Annotated in this window: 20 protein-coding genes and 2 tRNA genes; 5 read left to right on the top strand and 17 right to left on the bottom strand. The window is 71.4% G+C overall.

The window, feature by feature from the left end; all coding sequences use genetic code 11:
• Positions 1-9: 9 nt before the first annotated feature.
• A tRNA-Ala gene (locus tag OG393_RS22135) sits at positions 10-82 on the bottom strand.
• Between the two features lie 123 nt (positions 83-205).
• On the opposite strand from OG393_RS22135, the gene OG393_RS22130 reads away from it, so the two are divergent.
• Positions 206-1,432 carry a glycosyltransferase 87 family protein gene (locus OG393_RS22130; protein ID WP_327376415.1) on the top strand — a complete coding sequence of 409 codons (1,227 nt, stop codon included), beginning with the start codon at positions 206-208 and terminating at the stop codon, positions 1,430-1,432.
• Here OG393_RS22130 and OG393_RS22125 read toward each other — a convergent pair.
• From OG393_RS22125 to OG393_RS22090, 8 genes are all read right to left on the bottom strand, one after another.
• Complete coding sequence (locus OG393_RS22125; RefSeq protein ID WP_327376414.1) at positions 1,411-1,644, bottom strand: hypothetical protein; 234 nt, start codon at positions 1,642-1,644, stop codon at positions 1,411-1,413. The genes OG393_RS22130 and OG393_RS22125 overlap by 22 nt on opposite strands.
• Positions 1,645-2,135: 491 nt before the next feature.
• Positions 2,136-2,208: transfer RNA gene (locus OG393_RS22120), tRNA-Ala, on the bottom strand.
• Between the two features lie 86 nt (positions 2,209-2,294).
• Positions 2,295-2,948, bottom strand: coding sequence for a histidine phosphatase family protein (locus OG393_RS22115; protein WP_327378509.1), 654 nt, complete (start codon positions 2,946-2,948; stop codon positions 2,295-2,297).
• Positions 2,945-3,382: a ribosome silencing factor gene (gene rsfS / locus OG393_RS22110; RefSeq protein WP_327376413.1), complete on the bottom strand. Its 438-nt coding sequence runs from the start codon at positions 3,380-3,382 to the stop codon at positions 2,945-2,947. The genes OG393_RS22115 and rsfS overlap by 4 nt, the downstream gene beginning before the upstream one ends.
• 93 nt (positions 3,383-3,475) lie before the next feature.
• Entirely contained in the window at positions 3,476-5,275 is a 1,800-nt protein-coding gene (locus tag OG393_RS22105; protein WP_327376412.1) for a LytR C-terminal domain-containing protein, read from the bottom strand.
• Positions 5,276-5,291: 16 nt separating this feature from the next.
• Positions 5,292-5,912, bottom strand: coding sequence for a nicotinate-nucleotide adenylyltransferase (gene nadD / locus OG393_RS22100; protein WP_327376411.1), 621 nt, complete (start codon positions 5,910-5,912; stop codon positions 5,292-5,294).
• A gap of 55 nt (positions 5,913-5,967) precedes the next feature.
• Positions 5,968-6,129 carry a hypothetical protein gene (locus OG393_RS22095; RefSeq protein ID WP_327376410.1) on the bottom strand — a complete coding sequence of 54 codons (162 nt, stop codon included), beginning with the start codon at positions 6,127-6,129 and terminating at the stop codon, positions 5,968-5,970.
• A gap of 84 nt (positions 6,130-6,213) precedes the next feature.
• Positions 6,214-6,372 (bottom strand): hypothetical protein, encoded by a 159-nt coding sequence (locus OG393_RS22090; RefSeq protein WP_327376409.1) that lies wholly within the window; start codon positions 6,370-6,372, stop codon positions 6,214-6,216.
• 140 nt (positions 6,373-6,512) lie between these two features.
• Between OG393_RS22090 and OG393_RS22085 the strand changes: the two genes are divergently transcribed.
• Positions 6,513-7,613, top strand: a complete 1,101-nt coding sequence (locus OG393_RS22085) for a M48 family metallopeptidase (protein WP_327376408.1) — start codon at positions 6,513-6,515, stop codon at positions 7,611-7,613.
• A gap of 19 nt (positions 7,614-7,632) precedes the next feature.
• On the opposite strand, the gene OG393_RS22080 is transcribed toward OG393_RS22085, so the two are convergent.
• From OG393_RS22080 to rfbA, 8 genes are all read right to left on the bottom strand, one after another.
• A complete protein-coding gene (locus tag OG393_RS22080) occupies positions 7,633-8,718 on the bottom strand; it encodes an SCO2583 family membrane protein (RefSeq protein WP_327376407.1) in 1,086 nt (361 codons plus the stop codon).
• Positions 8,719-8,846: 128 nt separating this feature from the next.
• On the bottom strand, positions 8,847-9,425 hold the full coding sequence (locus OG393_RS22075) for an SCO2584 family spore wall biosynthesis protein (RefSeq protein ID WP_327376406.1): 579 nt from the start codon (positions 9,423-9,425) through the stop codon (positions 8,847-8,849).
• Positions 9,426-9,539: 114 nt separating this feature from the next.
• Complete coding sequence (locus OG393_RS22070; protein WP_327376405.1) at positions 9,540-10,823, bottom strand: glutamate-5-semialdehyde dehydrogenase; 1,284 nt, start codon at positions 10,821-10,823, stop codon at positions 9,540-9,542.
• Between the two features lie 170 nt (positions 10,824-10,993).
• Positions 10,994-11,467: a hypothetical protein gene (locus tag OG393_RS22065; protein WP_327376404.1), complete on the bottom strand. Its 474-nt coding sequence runs from the start codon at positions 11,465-11,467 to the stop codon at positions 10,994-10,996.
• 202 nt (positions 11,468-11,669) lie between these two features.
• Positions 11,670-12,776 (bottom strand): glutamate 5-kinase, encoded by a 1,107-nt coding sequence (gene proB / locus OG393_RS22060; RefSeq protein WP_327378508.1) that lies wholly within the window; start codon positions 12,774-12,776, stop codon positions 11,670-11,672.
• A gap of 202 nt (positions 12,777-12,978) precedes the next feature.
• On the bottom strand, positions 12,979-13,956 hold the full coding sequence (gene galE, locus OG393_RS22055; RefSeq protein WP_327376403.1) for a UDP-glucose 4-epimerase GalE: 978 nt from the start codon (positions 13,954-13,956) through the stop codon (positions 12,979-12,981).
• Positions 13,957-14,062: 106 nt separating this feature from the next.
• Positions 14,063-14,674 carry a dTDP-4-dehydrorhamnose 3,5-epimerase gene (gene rfbC, locus OG393_RS22050; RefSeq protein ID WP_327376402.1) on the bottom strand — a complete coding sequence of 204 codons (612 nt, stop codon included), beginning with the start codon at positions 14,672-14,674 and terminating at the stop codon, positions 14,063-14,065.
• Between the two features lie 67 nt (positions 14,675-14,741).
• On the bottom strand, positions 14,742-15,611 hold the full coding sequence (gene rfbA / locus OG393_RS22045; protein WP_327376400.1) for a glucose-1-phosphate thymidylyltransferase RfbA: 870 nt from the start codon (positions 15,609-15,611) through the stop codon (positions 14,742-14,744).
• Positions 15,612-15,689: 78 nt separating this feature from the next.
• Between rfbA and rfbB the strand changes: the two genes are divergently transcribed.
• The 3 genes from rfbB to OG393_RS22030 are packed head-to-tail and all read left to right on the top strand — an operon-like array spanning position 15,690 to position 18,825.
• A complete protein-coding gene (gene rfbB / locus OG393_RS22040; protein ID WP_327376399.1) occupies positions 15,690-16,679 on the top strand; it encodes a dTDP-glucose 4,6-dehydratase in 990 nt (329 codons plus the stop codon).
• The gene (gene rfbD / locus OG393_RS22035) at positions 16,676-17,560 is read left to right on the top strand and encodes a dTDP-4-dehydrorhamnose reductase (protein ID WP_327376398.1); all 885 of its coding nucleotides are present in this window, start codon (positions 16,676-16,678) and stop codon (positions 17,558-17,560) included. Before rfbB ends, rfbD begins: the two co-directional genes overlap by 4 nt.
• Positions 17,557-18,825, top strand: coding sequence for a lipopolysaccharide biosynthesis protein (locus tag OG393_RS22030; protein ID WP_327376397.1), 1,269 nt, complete (start codon positions 17,557-17,559; stop codon positions 18,823-18,825). Before rfbD ends, OG393_RS22030 begins: the two co-directional genes overlap by 4 nt.
• The last annotated feature ends 121 nt before the right edge of the window (positions 18,826-18,946 follow it).

Here is an 18,946-nt window from a genome sequence, read left to right as displayed (position 1 = left end):
TCCTTCTTGTGGAGCTAAGGAGAATTGAACTCCTGACCTCCTGCATGCCATGCAGGCGCTCTACCAACTGAGCTATAGCCCCTTGCTGCCTGCCGCCCCGTTCCGGGTTTCCCCCGCGGCGACAGACAGAACATTAACCGGCCCTCCAGGGGATCACCAAATCGATTCACCGGGGGGCCGGCGGGTACGGGTAGGGTCCCCCTCTGTGACCGCGCCCGTCCTCATCCGCACCCGTGCCCGCAAGTGGCCCCTCGCCACCGCCGCGGCGGTGTGCCTGCTCTCCTTCGCCGCCTTCTGGGTCGCCCAGCGCCTCGCACACGTGAACATGCTCGACGTGATGGTGTACCGGGCCGAGGGCGAGACGGTCCGGGCCGGCGGTGACCTGTACGCGATGCGGGCCACCTCGGCGAACCTCGCCATGACGTATCCCCCGTTCGCCGGGCTGCTGTTCGTGCCGCTGACGCTGGTGGGCGTCCCGTTGATGCGGACGCTGACGACCGCGGGGAACCTCCTGCTGGTGGTCGCGCTGGTCCAGCTGTCGCTCCGGCTGGTCCGCCCGTCCCTCGCCCGCGCGGATCTGTGGCGGGCGACGTTCCTGGTGGCCGCCGTCGTGGTCTGGTCGGAGCCGGTGTGGACGACGTTGCGGTACGGACAGATCAACCTGCTGATCGCGGTCGCCGTGCTCTGGGACTTCACCCGGCGCGAGGGAAGCCGCTGGGCCGGGCTCGGAATCGGCCTCGCCACCGCGGTGAAGCTCACACCCGGCCTCTTCGTCGTGCTGCTGCTGGTCGTGGGTCTGCTGCGGTGGCGCGCCGAGCGCGGCTGGAACACATGGCTCCGGACCGGGGTCACCGCGACGGCCGTCTTCCTGGGGACGACGCTGGCCAGCGGGCTGGCGCTGCCACACGACGCGAAGCGCTTCTGGACCGGGACACTCTTCGAGACCGGCCGGGTCGGCTTCGCCGAGGAGACCGCCAACCAGTCGGTGCGCGGGGTACTGGCCCGGCTCATGCACACCGACGACCCGGGCATGTGGTGGGTGGCGACGGCGGCCGTTCTCGGCGCGGCGGCCATGACTCTGGCGGTGCGGGCGGCGCTGCGCGGGGACACGGCGATGGCCGTGGTGGTCTGCGCGGTCACCGCCCTGATGATCAGCCCCATATCGTGGTCCCACCACTGGGTCTGGTGCGTCCCGCTGCTGGTCCTGCTGGTGGACCGGCGCGCGCGGGTACGGCCGGACTGGGCGGTGCCCGCGGTCGCGCTGGTTTTCGCCTCGTTCGCGCTGTGGTGGGTGCCGCACGACCCCGGGCGTCCCGAGCTCGACCAGAACGCCGGCCAGATGCTGCTGTCCGCGGTCTATCCGCTGACGATGACGGCGCTGTTCGCGGGATACGCCCTCACCCGGTGGCGTCAGGCCGTGGCGAACGAGTAGAAGCGCTTGAGGGTGCAGTGCTCCTCGAGGAGCCGCCCGTAGATCGGTTCACCCTCGAGTTCGCGGTAGGTCTCGATGGGGTCGCCCTTTATGATCAGCGCCCGAGCGCACTCCTCGCACCAGTACTGGTACTCGGTGTTGACCGGATCCATGTCCCGGACGATGGGCGTACCCCTGCCGCACCAGTCGCACTTCCGCCTGTGTGCACCCATCACTCAGCCCCCGCTGTGACCGCGGGACGTGTGCCCACCGGACACACCGCCGCCGTCACGCACCTGGGCGGCCTCCGTCGATCGCCGGGCGGGGCGGCCGGCCCGGGGTCGCGCGCCTGGCACCCCCGTACGGTCCTCGATGGTCTCGGCGACGGCATGGGCCTCGGAATCCTCGGCACCGCTCGCGGCCAACGCACACTCCCTCCCGTCCGGACCCTCGTCCCCCTCCGGCCATCCCGATTCTGCCATGGCCTCGCAAGCGGGTCAGCGGGCTCCGCGGACCGGTCACCGCCGGTCCGCCCGAGATCGACGCGGCGGCCCGGGCGAGGGCCTCTGCCCGGGGCTCGTCCGCGGGGGCAGGCGCCTCCGGCATGCCCGGGAGGTGAGGAACGCCGATGGGCCACGCAGGCTCCGGTGACACGTGAGGGAACGCCGGGAAAGTGACGGAACGACGAATCCCGCCCCCTGCAGGGGACGGGATTCGGTGAATGTGGAGCTAAGGAGAATTGAACTCCTGACCTCCTGCATGCCATGCAGGCGCTCTACCAACTGAGCTATAGCCCCTCGTGCTCTTCGCGCTCCGCGCTGCGAACAAGAAGAACCTTAGCCTGTGACCTGCCGGAAAGCGAAATCCGGGGGGTGCGGGGGACTCAGTCGTCGTCGCCGAGCACCGGTTCGGGCAGCGTGCCGGCGTTGTGCTCCAGGAGCCGCCAGCCGCGCGCGCCCTCACCGAGGACGGACCAGCAGCAGTTGGAGAGGCCGCCCAGGCCCTCCCAGTGCCGGGCCTCCAGGCCCAGGAGCCGGCCGATCGTGGTGCGGATCGTGCCGCCGTGGCTCACCACGACCAGCGTGCCGTTCTCGGGCAGCTTCTCGGCGTGCCGGAGGACCACCGGAGCCGCCCGGTCGGCCACCTCGGTCTCCAGTTCCCCGCCGCCCCGGCGCACGGGCTCGCCGCGCTTCCAGGCCGCGTACTGCTCGCCGTAGCGCCCCACGATCTCCTCGTGGGTCAGTCCCTGCCACTCCCCCGCGTACGTCTCGCGCAGCGCGGAGTCGTACGCGACGGGAAGGCCGGTCACGGCGGCGAGCTCGCCGGCGGTGGCCGCCGCCCGCCTCAGGTCGGAGGCGATGATCGCGTCCGGCCCGAGCGAGGCGAGCAGCCGGGCGGACCGGCGGGCCTGGGACACCCCGGTCTCGGTCAGTTCGATGTCCGTGGAGCCCTGGAAACGGCGCTCCAGGTTCCAGGAAGTCTGACCGTGGCGCCACAGGACGACGCGGCGGCCGGTGCCGCCTTTGGTGCCGTTCAGCTCAGCTCACCGTCCGCTCCCTCGGCACCCGTGAGGCGGGCGTGTTCCTCGGCCTTGCCGCGGGTCTTCAGGGCGTCCTCGGGGAGCGGCAGCTCGGGGCAGTCCTTCCAGAGCCGCTCCAGGGCGTAGAAGACGCGCTCCTCGCTGTGCTGGACGTGGACGACGATGTCGACGTAGTCCAGGAGGATCCAGCGGGCGTCGCGGTCGCCCTCCCGGCGCACCGGCTTGGCGCCGAGCTCCTTGTTGAGCCGCTCCTCGATCTCGTCGACGATCGACTTGACCTGGCGGTCGTTGGGCGCGGAGGCGAGCAGGAAGGCGTCGGTGATCGACAGCACATCACTGACGTCGTACGCGATGATGTCGTGCGCGAGCCGGTCGGCCGCCGCCTGGGCGGCGGCGTTGACGAGCTCGATGGAGCGATCCGTGGCGGTCACAAGCAGGCTTTCGTCGGCGGTCTGAGACTCGTCAAGGGTCTCACGTACCGCCGACCGCACCGCAAACCATTACCCGGGCCGCCCCGGCGGGCTCTACGAGGGCGGTTTCGGGAGCTTGTAGTCCTGGCCCAGGACCACGGTGACGTCGGCGTTACCGGCGGCCTTGCCCTTCTCGACCGAGCCGTCCGGCAGGCCCAGGGTCTTGGCGACCTCGGTGGCTGTCGCCTTCTGGGTGTCGTCGCCGTAGACGACCTTCGACGTCGCCGCGGTGTCGCCCTTCGCGGTGCCGACGAAGGCGAAGCCTCCGTTGATCAGCACGATCCGGGCCGCGTCGGCCGCCTCCTCCTTGCCGGTGGCGTCGCGCAGCGAGACGCGGGGCACCGCCCCCTGCTCGGGTGCGCTGACCTTTCCGCCGAGGATGTCCTTGACCACGCTGTCGCCCGCGCCGTCGGCCAGTGAGCCGTCCTCGGAGACCGGGAGCAGCGCCGTCTTGTAGTCGCCGCCCTTGGCATGCTCGGCGAGCTTGGCCAGCGAGGCGCCGAGGTCTTTCTCCGGGAGCGAGGGGTCGAGAATCTGCGTCAGGGTCTGGACGGTGACCGTGGCGGCCTCCGGGTCGTCGGACATCTTCCGCAGGACGCCGTACAGGACCTGGCCGAAGCGCTGGAGCTGCTTGGCGTCGGCCTCGCCGGGTCCGCGGTAGGTGGCGTAGGCGACGGCGGCGCGGCCGTTGAGGGTCTGGTTCTCGCCCTTGGCGACGAGCGGTGCCTCGCCTTTCTCGGCGCCCGGCACCTCCGTGTCGGTGGTGATGTCGATGTTGCTGACGAGCTCGACGAGGTTCTCCAGGTACGGGGTGTCGAGCCGCCAGGTTCCGGTGATCCTGGCGCCGAGGAGATTGCCGATCGCCTCGCGTGTGCCGCTGGAACCGTCGTCCTCGACGGACTTGGCGAGGGTGGTGGTGGCGCCCTCGTCGTCGGCGACCGCGAGCGTGTTGGGCAGCAGCACGGTGGTGCCCTGCCCGGTGGTGGTGTTGTCGACGAGCAGCGCGGTGGAGGTGCCGCCGCTCTTGAGGTCGTGGAGGTGGACGACGATCGTGTCGCGCTTCTGCGGACCGGTCGCTGTGTTCTGCTTCCGCTCCTCGCCGGACAGGCCGGGGAGTTTGCCCGCCGACCACAGATAGCCGGCACCGCCGACGACGGCGAGGACGAGGACCACCACGAGGGCGACGAACCTGTTGCGGCCCCGGCGCCGGGCCTCCTCGCGCCGCTCCGAGCGGCTCTCGGTGAACTTCAGCCAGTCGATGACGTCCTCGGAGTCCTCGTCGGGCTCCTCGATGAACGAGAACTGTTCGGTCCGGTACGCCCGTCCGCCGTCCTCGTCCGGTGCCGGACGCTGGCCCGGCACACCGGCGGGGGCGGGCGCGGCCTGGCGCGGGGTCTGAGCGGGCGCCGGCGGGGCCTCGGCCCGCACCGCCCACTGGCCGCCGCTGTCGTGGACCCCGCCTGTGTCCTGGGCCGGCGGGCGACCCGGGTCGTAGCCCGCCGGGCCTCCGCCGTAGCCGCCCTGGCCGTCGGTGTAGGCACCCTGGCCGGGACCGCCCTGACCCGGGGCGTCGCCGTAGACCTGGCCGGTGTCGTATCCGGTGTGGCCGTAGCCCTGCGGAACTTGCTGCGCGTACGGGTCGTACTGCTGCGGAGGCCGGACCGGCTGCCCGTAGGCGTCGTACCCGTAGCCCTGCTGCTGCGCGTACGGGTCGTACTGCTGCGGGGGCTGGGACGGTGCCGGGGGCTGCGACTGCTGCGGGACCTGCTGGTACACCGGTCGGCCGTACTCGTCGTAGCCGACGATCTGCGGCTGCGGGTAGTACGGGTCGTACGGGTTGTGCTGCTCGTTCACCGGTGCCCCTCTCCGCTCACGCGCCGCGGTACAACTGGCGCTTGTCGATGTAGCGCACCACACCGTCCGGCACGAGGTACCACACCGGATCGCCCTGCGCGACCCGGTGCCGGCAGTCGGTGGAGGAGATCGCGAGGGCGGGCACCTCGACCAGGGAGACGCCGCCCTTGGGAAGGCCGTCGTCGGTCAGGTCGTGGCCTGGGCGGGTGACGCCGATGAAGTGGGCGAGCGAGAACAGTTCCTCGGCGTCCCGCCAGGTGAGGATCTGGGACAGCGCGTCGGCTCCGGTGATGAAGAAGAGGTCCGAGTCGCCGTTGAGGGAGCGCAGATCCCGCAGCGTGTCGATGGTGTAGGTCGGCCCGCCGCGGTCGATGTCGATCCGGCTGACCGAGAACTGCGGGTTGGACGCCGTGGCGATGACCGTCATCAGGTAGCGGTCCTCGGCCGCGGAGACGGTCTTGTGGCTCTTCTGCCACGGCTGCCCGGTCGGCACGAACACCACCTCGTCGAGGTGGAACAGGGCGGCCACCTCACTGGCGGCCACCAGGTGTCCATGGTGGATCGGGTCGAACGTCCCGCCCATCACCCCGAGTCGGCGCTTGCCGCGGCTGCCGGTAGGCACTTCCTGCTCTCCCATGCGTGCAGAGCCTACTGGCACCGCGGCGGGCGCCCTGAGCCCAGGGGCCGACGGCTCAGCGGTCGCGGTTGAAGCGGGTGGTGATCCACAGCAGCAGGAGCAGGGCGCCGAAGGCGCCGAGACCGGTGAGGTAGGGGCTGAGGCTTTCGTGGCTGCCGCCGTGCTCGGCGCCCTCGGCGAGAGTGACCAGGCTGGCGGCGGTGCTGTGGAGGCTCATCTTCGACAGGACCTATCGATCGGGGATGGGAGCGGAGACTTCGCGCACATCGTATGCGGGCGGTCCGGGCACGCTCACGCCGACTCAGTCGTTGGCGTCGTCGTCCTCGTGGTCGCGGTATCCGCGCGGCAGGAACCAGGCGAGCAGCACCGTGCCGAAGATCGAGACGAGCAGGACGATCCGGAGCGTGTCGCCCGCCCCCTGCTGTCCGGCGGCGGCGGAGAGCAGTGCTGCGGCCGTCATGTCGGCCGTGCTCCGCGGCCGTGCTCCTAGGTCGTCCACAGCGCGGGAGTTATCCACAGCCCTCCGCACACGGTAGGCCCAGCGCCTACTCTGGGTTGCGGCAGGGGGACGAGCAGGTCTCGTACGAACAGGGGGCATCCATGACCGAGAACCATCAGGAGAACATGCCGAGCAGGCAGCGCAGGCGCTTCCCCGGCATCTCCTCGCGGGCCTACGAACACCCCGCGGACCGCTCGGCGCTGGTGGCGCTGCGCAGGCTGAGCGGCTTCGACACCGTCTTCAAGGCGCTGAGCGGGCTACTGCCCGAGCGCAGTCTGCGGCTGTTGTTCCTCTCGGACTCCGTACGGGTGAGCGACGTCCAGTTCGCGCACCTCCACGACATGCTGAGGGACGCCTGTCACATCCTGGACCTGGAGAAGGTCCCGCCGATGTACGTCACCCAGGACCCGAAGCCGAACGCCATGTGCATCGGCCTGGACGAGCCGATCATCGTGGTCACCACCGGCCTGGTGGAACTGCTCGACGAGGAGGAGATGCGCGCGGTCGTCGGCCACGAGGTGGGCCACGCCCTCTCCGGTCACGCGGTGTACCGCACGATCCTGCTGTTCCTCACGAGCCTCGCCGTGAAGATCGCCTGGATTCCGCTGGGAAACGTCGCGATCATGGCGATCGTGACGGCGCTGCGGGAGTGGTTCCGCAAATCGGAGCTGTCGGCCGACCGGGCGGGGCTGCTGGCCGGGCAGGATCTCCAGGCGTCGATGCGGGGCCTGATGAAGATAGCGGGCGGCAATCACCTGCACGAGATGAACGTGGACGCGTTCCTCGCTCAGGCGGACGAGTACGAGAAGGGCGGCGATCTGCGCGACTCCGTGCTCAAGATCCTCAACGTGCTGCCGCGGACGCATCCCTTCACCACCGTCCGAGCCGCCGAGCTGAAGAAGTGGTCCGAATCCCGCGACTACCAGCGGATCATGGACGGGCACTACCCGCGCCGCTCGGAGGACAAGGACACCTCGGTGACCGGCTCCCTCCGCGAGTCGGCCGGGCACTACGCGGAGTCGGTCCGCACCAGCAAGGATCCGTTGATGAAGCTGGTCGGCGACATAGCCGGCGGCGCGGGTGACCTCGCGGGCGATCTGGGCGGCAAGCTGCGCAACAGGTTCGGCGGAGGCAACGGCGACGGGGGCGGGGGCGACACCGAAGGGAAGGACGGCGCGAGCGAGGACGGCGGCAAGGGCTGAGCCCCGGTGGCTCCGGCGCTCACTGCGGGAGCGAGGGCTGAGCGCCCGGGGCCAGGACTCCGCAGAGCGGCGAGACGGCCTCCCGGCCCGACGCGTAGGGGTCGGTGACCGCCTCGCCGTCCGGCTTCGAGGTCCGCTCCCCGGCCAGCAGTGGCCTGAGCGAGCCGGAGGTGTCCGGACCGCACGCCTGAGGTCCGGCCTGCACCTCGCTGGTCAGCAGCTCGGCGCGGTGGGCCCTCAGATCCTCCCGGTCGAAGCGGAAGTGCGTCTGACGGTGGACGGTGAACAGCGAGGCCGGGGCCGTGGGGCCGACGCCCGGGGAGGCGGGGCGCAGCGCGTAAGTGAAGGTGTGGTCGGCGGTGACGTCCAGGGTGCCGTTGTCGACCTCGGCGAAGTGGAGGGTGCCCCGCACCCGCGGGGCGGGCTCCGCGAGAGCGACCTCGGCCGGGTCGAAGCGGACCAGCCAGGCGGCGATCGCGTGCTGTCCGTCGTCCTTCGGGGACTCGACGCTCCGGTCGAACTGCTCCTGCTGGTCGAGGTCGATCAGCAGCCGGGCCGGACGGACGGTCTGCCCGGTCAGCACGTCCGGTTCCAGGGACGAGGCCACCAGGTAGTCCTTGGCGATCGTCAGTGCCGCCATCACCTGGCCTTCCGAGAAGTGCGTGGTGCGCCCGGCGGGAGGCAGGTCGATGCCGGCCGCTCCGGTGCGGTAGTCCGCGGCCGGGCTCTTCGCGAACAGCTGGTCGGGCTCACCACCGGGAACCCGCCCCTGGGGAGCCAGCCGGACCAGGGTGGTGCGCAGCACTTCGGCGCGCGTGTCGGAGGGGGGCTGATAGGGATTGCGGACCCCGAGGTAGATCGCGGTGCCGAAGGCGAAGAGGATCAGGAGGACGAGCATGACGGCCTGACGGGAGCCGCCTCCGGTGCGGGTGCGGCGGCTGCGCACCGCCTGGGCGTGCTCGCCCAGGCGTTCCTGGGCGGAGAACTCCTGCAGCCGGGCAGCGCGGACGAACGACTCGTCGAAGACGACGGATCGGTACTCGTCCTCACCACCGCCGGGGACTCCCTCGGGGTCCCTCTCAGGCGGGTCGCCACTCCCTGCCATACCTTCAGAGTAGGTCCGCGGCGGCCCCGGTAAACGCCGAGCCGTGCGACAAGTTCCCCCCGTTTCCCCCAGAGGCCGGGCGCGGGGCGGGCACCTCGCACCGCAAGGGGGAGGAGCGGCGGGTGGCCTCAGGGGGTGTGGGAGACGGCCGGAGCGGGCGCGGCGCCGGCCGAGGGGGTCCCTGCCGCGGGAGGTACGGCGCGTGGCTCGTCGACACCGCTGGTGGCGGGGGCCGGGATGCGGTCCTCGCGGTTGGCCGAGGCGCCCCGGTAGACCGCGGAGAAGGCGAGGGCGACCATGCCGACACCCATGACGAGGGCGAGGACCCAGGCGACGGGACGGTGCCAGCGGGCGGAGCCGCGGTAGGGGCGCAGGGCTCCGCCGTGACGGCCGTAGGGGCCGGACTCGTCGTAGAGGTCGTCCTCGTCGCCGGAGCGATCACCGTAGGGGTGGGCGGGATCGTGGGCGTCCTCGTGGAACTCGTCCTCGGCGGAGCGCACGGCGGCACGGGCCCGGGCGGCATCGGCCTCGGCGCGGGCCTGCGCGGCGGCGAGCAGCCGCTCCACCGCGGTGGGCTCGTGGACCTCGGCCGCCCGTACGAAGTCCTCGTCGAAGACCACGGTGGCGAAGTCCTCGTCCGCGCCCCCGCGGTCGTCGTCGGGCTCCCAGCCGTCCGGGAACGGCTTGCCCCCCACGTCGTCCGGCACGTTGCCAGAGTAGACCGGGAAGGTGGGTTCGGGCAGGGAGAGTGCGAAGTCTCCCTGCCCGTCCGGGCCACCGATGACTCCGGACGGGCGACGCCGGACGGAGGAACGGCGAGGTTACCGGGTGTGACCGTCGCCGGTCACGATGTACTTCGTCGAGGTCAGCTCGGGCAGGCCCATCGGGCCCCGGGCGTGCAGCTTCTGTGTCGAGATGCCGATCTCGGCGCCGAAACCGAACTGACCGCCATCGGTGAAACGGGTGGACGCGTTGACGGCGACGGTCGTGGAGTCGACCAGCTGGGTGAAGCGGCGGGCCGCGGCCTGCGAGGTGGTGACGATCGCCTCGGTGTGACCGGACGACCAGAGCCGGATGTGGTCGACGGCCTTGTCGAGCGATTCGACCACGGCGGCGGCGATGTCGTAGGAGAGGTACTCGGTCTCCCAGTCCTCCGGGGTCGCGGGGACGACGGTGGCCTTGGACCCCTCCGCGTAGGCGAGGACCCGCTCGTCCGCGTGGACGGTGACGCCGGCCTGGGCGAGCGCGTCGAGCGCCCTGGGCAGGAACGCCCCGGCGATGTCCTGGTGGACCAGGAGGGTCTCGGCGGCGTTGCAGACGCTGGGCCGCTGGGCCTTGGAGTTGATCAGGATGTCGACGGCCATGTCGAGGTCGGTCTGGGCATCCACGTAGACGTGACAGTTGCCGGTGCCGGTCTCGATGACGGGGACCGTGGACTCCTCGACGACCGTGCGGATGAGGGAGGCGCCGCCACGCGGAATCAGGACGTCGACCAGACCGCGGGCGCGCATCAGCTCGCGCACGGACTCGCGGGACTCGCCCGGGACGAGCTGGACGGCGGCGGCGGGCAGGCCGGCGCCGCCGATCGCGTCGCGCAGCACCCGCACCAGGGCGGTGTTGGAGGAGTAGGCGGAGGACGAGCCGCGCAACAGGACGGCGTTGCCGGACTTCAGACAGAGGGCCGCCGCGTCGACCGTCACGTTGGGCCGGGCCTCGTAGATGATGCCCACGACGCCGAGCGGGACGCGGACCTGGCGCAGGTCGATGCCGTTGGGCAGGGTAGAGCCGCGGACGACCTCGCCGATCGGGTCGGGCAGGGCCGCCACGTCACGGACGTCGGCGGCGATGGCCCGGACCCGCTCGGGGGTGAGGGTGAGCCGGTCGATGACGGACTCGCTGGTGCCTGCCTCGCGGGCGCGGGCGACGTCCTCGGCGTTGGCCTCGATGATCTCGGCGGCACGCACCTCGAGCGCGTCCGCGACGGCCAGCAGCGCGTCGTCCTTGGCCGCGCGCGGAAGTGGCGCGATTTCGGCGGCGGCGGCGCGGGCCCGGTAGGCGGCCTGGGCGACCGGAGAGAGGTTGTCGAGGGGCGTGAGCGAGGTCATGTCCGCAGGGTACTGGCACCCCCGCGGACATCCCTCACGTATCCCGTACTCCGAGACATCCCCGTCCCGGGTCCCTCCCCCGGACCCGTGGGTGTCCGTGGGTGTCCGCGTGGTGCCCGCGTACCGGGCGCCCGTGGGCGGGGCCGGTCACGGTGGCGGGCATGGCGGGATCAGTAGGGGTGGACGCCCACCGGAGCGGCCGGCGGCGGGCCGTATCCCTCGGCGATCCGCTGGTGGTAGGTCTCGCGGTCGATCACCTCCAGGCCGACGATCTCCCACGGCGGCAGCTTGGCGCTCTGCCGGTGCTCGCCCCACAGCCGCAGCGCGACGGCCGCGGCATCGTGCAGGTCACGGGCCTCTTCCCAGTACCGGATCTCGGCGTGGTCGTTGGCGTAGCGACTGGTCAGCAGGAAGGGATGGTCGTGGGCCAGTTGCTCCAGGCCGCGCCTGACCTCCTTCAGCGGGGCCTCCGACCCCGAGACGCTGAGGGTGATGTGCCAGAGCTTGGACACCATCCGCTCGTCGCCATGTGCCTCACGTGTCTCGGTCTCCTGCCCCGCGTCGAAGTCCGGTCCGGTCTCGACACTGGTCAGGGCGCGTTCGGCAGCCCCGCGGGGCGGTGCCCCTGGGCGCGCTCGTCTCACCGGCGGCCTCCTGTTGTGATGCGTGTGGTGCTGTACCCCGCCCTGTCTTGTCCCCGAGACAAAGTTGACCAGCCCGAGGCGGCGCATGGGGCGGTTTTGGTGAAGCTCTCTGCCGGATGGCCGGTCTTTCGGCCGTTTACACGCCGGTTCACCACGGAATCGGAGACCGATTCCCCGGCACCGGCCGTGGATCGTCGCCCGCTCAGGAGGGCAGGACGACCAGGTCGTCGCGGTGGACGACCTCCCGCTCGTACTCCGGACCGAGTTCTCTGGCGAGTTCGGGAGTGGACCGGCCGAGCATCCGGGGGATCTCCCTGGCGTCGAAGTTGACGAGCCCGCGGGCGACGGCGCGGCCGACGGTGTCGCGCAACTCGACCGGGTCGCCCGCCGAGAACTCCCCCTCCACCGCGGCGATTCCGGCTGCCAGCAGCGACTTCTTCCCTTCGACGACGGCCCGTACGGCTCCGGCGTCGAGCGTCACGGAGCCCTGCGGGGTGGAGGCGTGGGCGAGCCACAGGAGGCGGTCGGCGGAGCGTCGGCCGGTGCGATGGAAGCAGGTGCCGGTGTCGCGTCCCGCGAGGGCGTCGGCGGCGCGGCTGGCGGAGGTGAGGACGACGGGGATGCCCGCGGCGGCGGCGATGCGCGCGGCCTCGACCTTGGTGACCATGCCTCCGGTTCCGACGCCGGCCTTGCCTGCCGAGCCGATCTCGACGTGGGCGATGTCGGCGGGGCCGGAGACCTCGGCGATCCGCGAGGTGCCGGGCTTGGCGGGATCGCCGTCGTAGAGTCCGTCGACGTCGGAGAGCAGCACCAGCAGGTCGGCGCGGACGAGGTGGGCGACGAGGGCGGCGAGGCGGTCGTTGTCGCCGAAGCGGATCTCGTCGGTGGCGACGGTGTCGTTCTCGTTGACGATCGGCAGGGCGCCCATGGTGAGCAGCTGGTCGAGGGTCCGGAAGGCGTTGCGGTAGTGGGCCCGCCGGCTGGTGTCGTCGGTGGTGAGGAGCACCTGGCCGACGCGGACGCCGTAGCGGGCGAAGGAGGCGGTGTAGCGGGCGACCAGCAGCCCCTGCCCCACGCTGGCGGCGGCCTGTTGCCGGGCGAGGCCCTTGGGGCGGCGCGCGAGGCCGAGCGGAGCGAGGCCCGCGGCGATGGCACCGGAGGAGACCAGCACGATCTCCTTCTCGCCACCGCTGCGCACCTTGGCGAGGACGTCGACGAGGGCGTCGACCCGGTCGGCGTCCAGGCCCCCCGAGGCGGTGGTCAGTGAGGAGGAACCGACCTTGACGACGATCCGTCGGGCTTCCGTCACGTACTGCCTTGCCACTGTCACCTGCGTCGTCCTCACTCGGATGTCCCCTCGCGCCGCGCCCGCCCGGCCGCGGCTGCCAGGCAATCTACGCGAGCGGGCGCGGCGACCGCCCGCGTATTCCGCTGGGTGGACGTGGCCGCGGGCGGCTCGGGCCGCGTCAGAGCCTGTCGGCCGAAGGCCACCCGACAGGCTCTCACTCAGCTCAGGCGTGGTCGCCGTGTCCCGCCCGCCAGGCCGAGACGATCATGTCGCGGACGTCGTGGCGGGCCTTCCATCCGAGCTCGGCCGAGATCCGCTCGGGCGAGGCGACCACCCGGGCGGGGTCGCCGGCGCGGCGGGCGACGGTCTCAGGGGTGATCTCGACGCCGGTGACCTCGGCCACGAGGTCGATGATCTCCCGCACCGAAACGCCCTCGCCCCGACCGATGTTGAGAGTGAGGTCGCGGGTCTCACCGGCCTCCGCGCAGGTGTCGAGCCTGCGGGCGACCGCGAGGTGGGCGTCCGCGATGTCGGCGACGTGGACGTAGTCGCGGACGCAGGTGCCGTCGGGCGTCGGGTAGTCGTCACCGAAGATCCGCGGCGGCAGACCGGCGTCCAGCCGCTCGAAGATCATCGGCAGCAGGTTGAAGACGCCGGTGTCGGCGAGTCCGGGGGTGGCGGTACCGGCCACGTTGAAATACCGCAGGCAGGCGGTGGCGATCCCGTGGGCGCGGCCCGCGGCGCGCACCAGCCACTCTCCGGCCAGTTTGGTCTCGCCGTAGGGGCTCAGCGGGGCGCAGGGGGTGTCCTCGGTGACGATCTCGGCATCGGGTGTGCCGTAGACGGAGGCCGAGGAGGAGAAGACGAAGCGGCGGACGCCCGCGTCGGCGGCGGCCCGCAGCAGGACCTCCAGGCCGGTCACGTTCTCGCGGTAGTAGAAGAGGGGGCGTTCGACGGACTCGCCGACGGCCTTCTTGCCGGCGAGGTGGACGATGCCCCGCACGCCGTGGTCGCGTAGGACACGGTCGAGGAAGGCCCCGTCGAGGACCGTGCCGTTCTCCAGCGGGACGCCCGCGGGCACCCGGGCCGTGTCGCCGGAGCTGAGGTCGTCCACGACGACGACACGTTCATCCGCCTCGACCATGGACCTGACGACATGGGAACCGATGTAGCCGGCACCGCCGGTGATGAGCCACGTCATCCAGGCAGCCTAGCGGGTGCGGGACGGCCGAGCGGGCCGTCCCGGTGCCCCGCGGGGACGCTCGTGAGGGGACGGCCTCGCGAGGTGCCCGCGGGGGCGGTCGGGATCAGCCGCCGTCGGTGGTGCCGAGCGAGGCGCGGAACGCCAGGCAGTCCTCGTAGCGGGGCAGGATCCCGGCCTCGCGGGCCTCGGCCAGCGTCGGTCCCTGCGCGTCCTTCGCGGAGAGCTCGGGCTCCCCGGTGACCGGCCACGCGATCCCGATCTCGGGGTCCAGCGGATAGACGGTCCGCTCGCGCTCGGGGGCGTAGCCCTCGGAGCAGAGGTAGGCGACCGTGGCGTCGTCGGTGAGGGCGCAGAAACCGTGCCCGAGGCCCTCGGAGAGATAGACCGCGTTGCGCTGGGTGTCGTCGAGGCGCACCGCCTCCCACCGGCCGAAGGTGGGCGAGCCGACCCGTACGTCGACGATCACGTCGAGCACGGCGCCGCGGACGCACGTCACGTACTTCGCCTGTCCCGGCGGCACGTCGGCGAAGTGGATGCCCCGCAGGACACCGGCCGCGGACACCGACATGTTGGCCTGCTTGAGTCCGAGCGGGTGGCCGACGGCCTCGGCGAGCCGGTCCGCCTTGTACCACTCGAGGAAGAGGCCGCGGGCGTCCCCGTGCTGCTGCGGGACGAACTCCCAGGCGCCCTCGATACCGAGGGGATTGACCTTCATCGCGAATTCCTTACATCGGTGCGGCGTCGGCGTACTGACGCCCCGCGTGTGGCGGGGTGGGTGCCCGTCACGCCTCGTAGGCGAGGAGGTTCAGCAGATAGTCGCCGTAGCCGCTCTTGGTGAGCGGCTCGGCGAGTGCGCGCAACTGCGCGTCGTCGATGAATCCGGCCCGCCAGGCGGCCTCCTCGAGGCAGCCGATCTTCATGCCCTGGCGCTCCTCGACGACCCGGACGTACTCGGACGCCTGGACGAGGGACTGGAAGGTGCCGGTGTCCAGCCAGACGGTGCCGCGGTCGAGGACGGAGACCTGGAGTTCGCCGCGCTCGAGGTAGTACTTGTTGACGTCCGTGATCTCCAGCTCGCCGCGGGCGCTCGGTTCGAGCCCCTTGGCGATCTCGACGACGCGGCTGTCGTAGAAGTAGAGGCCCGGCACCGCGTAGCGGGATCTGGGGCGGGCGGGCTTCTCCTCGATGGAGCGGGCGCGGCCCTGCTCGTCGAAGTCGACGACGCCGTAGGCGGAGGGGTCGGACACGGCGTGGGCGAAGACCACCCCGCCTTCGGGGCGCTGGAAGGTGGCCAGCTGCCGGCCGAGGCCGACGCCGTGGAAGATGTTGTCGCCCAGGATCAGCGCGACGGGCTCGTCGCCGATGAACTCCTCGCCGATGACGAATGCCTCGGCGATGCCGGCGGGGCGGTCCTGCGTGGCGAACTCGATGTTCAGGCCGAAGTCCGAACCGTCACCGAGCAGGCGCTCGAACTGGGGGCGCTCGTCCGGACCGGTGATGACCAGGATGTCCCGCAGTCCCGCCATGACGAGCGTCGACAGGGGGTAGTAGATCATCGGCTTGTCGAAGACCGGCATGAGTTGCTTCGACACGGCTCGGGTGATCGGCCACAGTCGGGAGCCGGTACCACCGGCAAGCAGAATTCCGCGCATGGTCCCGCAGCCTACGACAGCACGCGGAGCCCGGCCGACGGACCGGGGCGGTGGGGAGCCCATAGAATGGCGTCCCTTATGAAGATTCTCGTCACCGGCGGCGCCGGCTTCATCGGTTCTCAATTCGTGCGCGCTCTCCTGCTCGGAGAACTGCCCTCGGGCGACGGCGCCCGTGTCACGGTCCTGGACAACCTGACGTACTCGGGCAACGAGGCGAACCTCGCGCCGGTGGCCGGCGAGCCGGGCTACACGTTCGTCCGCGGTGACATCCGGGACGCGGCGGTCGTCGACGACGTGATGCGCGGACAGGACGCCGTGGTGCACTTCGCGGCCGAGTCACACGTGGACCGTTCGATCATGGACGCGTCGCCCTTCGTGACGACGAACGTGCTGGGCACGCAGGTCCTGCTGGACGCGGCCAGGCGCCACGGCGTGGGCCGCTTCGTGCACGTCTCCACCGACGAGGTCTACGGCTCGATCGCCGAGGGCTCGTGGACCGAGGACTGGCCGCTCGCCCCGAACTCGCCGTACTCGGCGTCCAAGGCGGGCTCCGACCTGCTGGCACTGTCGTACCACCGGACGCACGGCATGGACGTCGTCGTGACGCGCTGCTCCAACAACTACGGGCAGTACCACTTCCCGGAGAAGATGATCCCGCTGTTCGTGACGAACCTGCTGGACGGGAAGAAGGTCCCGCTCTACGGCGAGGGCCTGAACGTCCGCGACTGGCTGCACGTCTCGGACCACTGCCGGGGCATCGAGATGGCGCTGCGCGGCGGCCGGGCCGGTGAGGTGTACCACATCGGCGGCGGCACCGAGGTGACGAACAAGGAACTGACCGGCATGCTCCTCGACGCCTGTGGAGCCGGCTGGGACATGGTCGAGCATGTGACCGACCGCAAGGGTCACGACCTGCGCTACTCCCTGTCGATCGCCAAGATCCAGGAGGAGCTCGGCTACACCCCGCTCGTCGGCTTCGAGCGGGGTCTCGCGGCCACCGTCGACTGGTACCGCGACAACCGCTCGTGGTGGGAGCCGCTCAAGACGAAGGCGGCGCTCTCCGCATGAACCGCTGGCTGATCACCGGTGCGGGCGGCATGCTCGGCCACGACCTGGACGAGGTCCTGCGGGACGGCGGGACGCGCACCGTCACCGCGCACACCCGCGGAGACCTGGACATCACCGACCCGGTGGCCGTCCGTGCCGCGGTCGCCGGCCAGGACGTCGTGGTCAACGCGGCCGCCTGGACCGACGTCGACGGCGCCGAGGCCGACGAGGCCGCGGCGACCCGGGTCAACGGGGACGCGGTACGGGTCCTCGCACGGGCCTGTGCCGAGGAGGGCACGATCCTGCTGCAGGTCTCCACGGACTACGTGTTCCCCGGGGACGCCGACCGGCCGTATCCGCACGACGCCCCGACCTCTCCGGTCAACTCCTACGGCCGCGGCAAGCTGGCGGGCGAGGTGGCCGTCGCCGAGCTGCTTCCGGACCGAGGCTACGTGGTGCGCACGGCGTGGCTCTACGGCGCGCACGGCCGCAACTTCGTCTCCACGATGCTGGGCCTGGCGGAACGGCACGAGACCGTCGACGTGGTCGACGACCAGCGCGGCCAGCCGACGTGGACGCGTGCACTCGCCCGCCAGCTGCGAGACCTGGGCGAGGCGGCGGTGGCCGGGGGTGCCCCCGCGGGGGTGTACCACGGCACCGCGAGCGGGACGGGAACCTGGTTCGACCTGGCGCGAGCCGCGTTCGAGCTGTCCGGGCTGGACCCGGAGCGGGTCCGTCCGACGACCTCGGAGAAGTTCGTCCGGCCGGCCAGGCGCCCCTCGTACAGCGTGCTGGCGCACGACCGGTGGGCCGAAACGGGCGTCGCCGTCCAGCCCCACTGGCGTGACCAGCTCACCGAGGCGCTGCGCGTGATGACCGAGGGCGGACGGCCCGCCCGGTGAGTCTGCTCGACCGCATCACCACCGCCCTGCCGCGAGGCACCGCCTTCGTCGGGGCGGGCACCGCCGTGCTCGGGGTGGCGAACTACGTGCACCTGGCGGCGGCGGGCCACTCGCTCCCCGTGGACACCATGGCGAGCTTCTCGGTCCTGTGGACGGTCGTGGCCTCCATCGGACTGGGGCTGTTCTTCCCGGTCGAGCAGGAGATCACGCGGGTGGTCGCGGGCCGCACGGTGTCGGGCGACGGGGCGCTGCCGGTACTGCGCCGAGGCGCCACGCTCGCCGTCGGCCTGCTGGCCGTGGTGCTGCTGCCGCTCGCGGTCTTCGGCCGTCAGCTCGCGGACGTCTTCTTCCACGGGGACACGGGCCTGGTCGTCGCGCTGGGTGGCGCCTTCGCGGCGCTGGCCTGCGCCCATGTGACCCGTGGCGTCCTGGCGGGGCTCGGCCGGTTCGAGGCGTACGGGCTCCAGCTCGGTGTCGACGGCGTCCTGCGGATCGTGCTGTCCGTGGCGCTGGCTCTGGCGGGGGTCGACTCCGCACTGCTCTTCGCGGCGGTGATGACGGTGGCGCCGCTGGTGTCGGTGCTGGTCACGCTGCCGCCCGTGATCCGTGGGTCGAACGCGGGTTCCACGGCCGAGTGGCGGGAGCTCATCGAGCACCTCGGTCTTCTGGTCGGCTCGACCCTGCTGGCCCAGCTCCTCGTCAACGTCGCCGTGATCAGCACCAAGCTGATCTCCACGAACGACAACGAGCTGGTGACCGCCCTGCTGGCGGCCCTCGTGCTGGCCCGTGTGCCCGTCTTCGCCTTCGGCGCCTTCCAGGCCTCGCTGCTGGCCGGTCTTTCGACCGCGGCGGCCGAGGGGGACACGGGCGGTTACCGTCGGTTGCTGTTGCGGGCCTCCGCGTTCACGGCCGGCCTGGGCGCCGCGTGCGGCCTCGGCGCGGTGGTGCTGGGACCGGTGCTGCTGCCGTCCCTCTTCGGCGCGCCGGACGTCCTCGGTCCTGTCGACTTCGTGTGGCTCTCGCTGGGCACGACGCTGTACTTGCTGGCCATGGTGCTGGGCCAGGCCTTGCTGACGAGCGGTGCCGCACGGCAGCAGCTGGTCGCGTGGGCGATCGGAACGGTCGTCCTGATCGCGATTACTCTCAGTCCGCTCGAGCTGCGGAGCAGGGTCGAGATCGCCTATACGGCGGGGGCGCTCTCCGTGGTCACCAGCATGATTCTCGTTCTTCGCTCTCGTGTAGGCTACCGTTCGGTGCACTCATAGGAATGATCACCATTCCCTCACTCTCCGTAACCACCGCGGCGGACAGTGGACTGCAATCAGGCGGCTATTCCTCCGGCCGCCCACCCCGGAAGAGTAGACAGGCCCTTTCCATGAGTCGTCC

Source organism: Streptomyces sp. NBC_01216 (genome assembly GCF_035994945.1).
Classification (GTDB): domain Bacteria; phylum Actinomycetota; class Actinomycetes; order Streptomycetales; family Streptomycetaceae; genus Streptomyces.
This window is presented reverse-complemented; position numbering and strand designations above follow the sequence as displayed.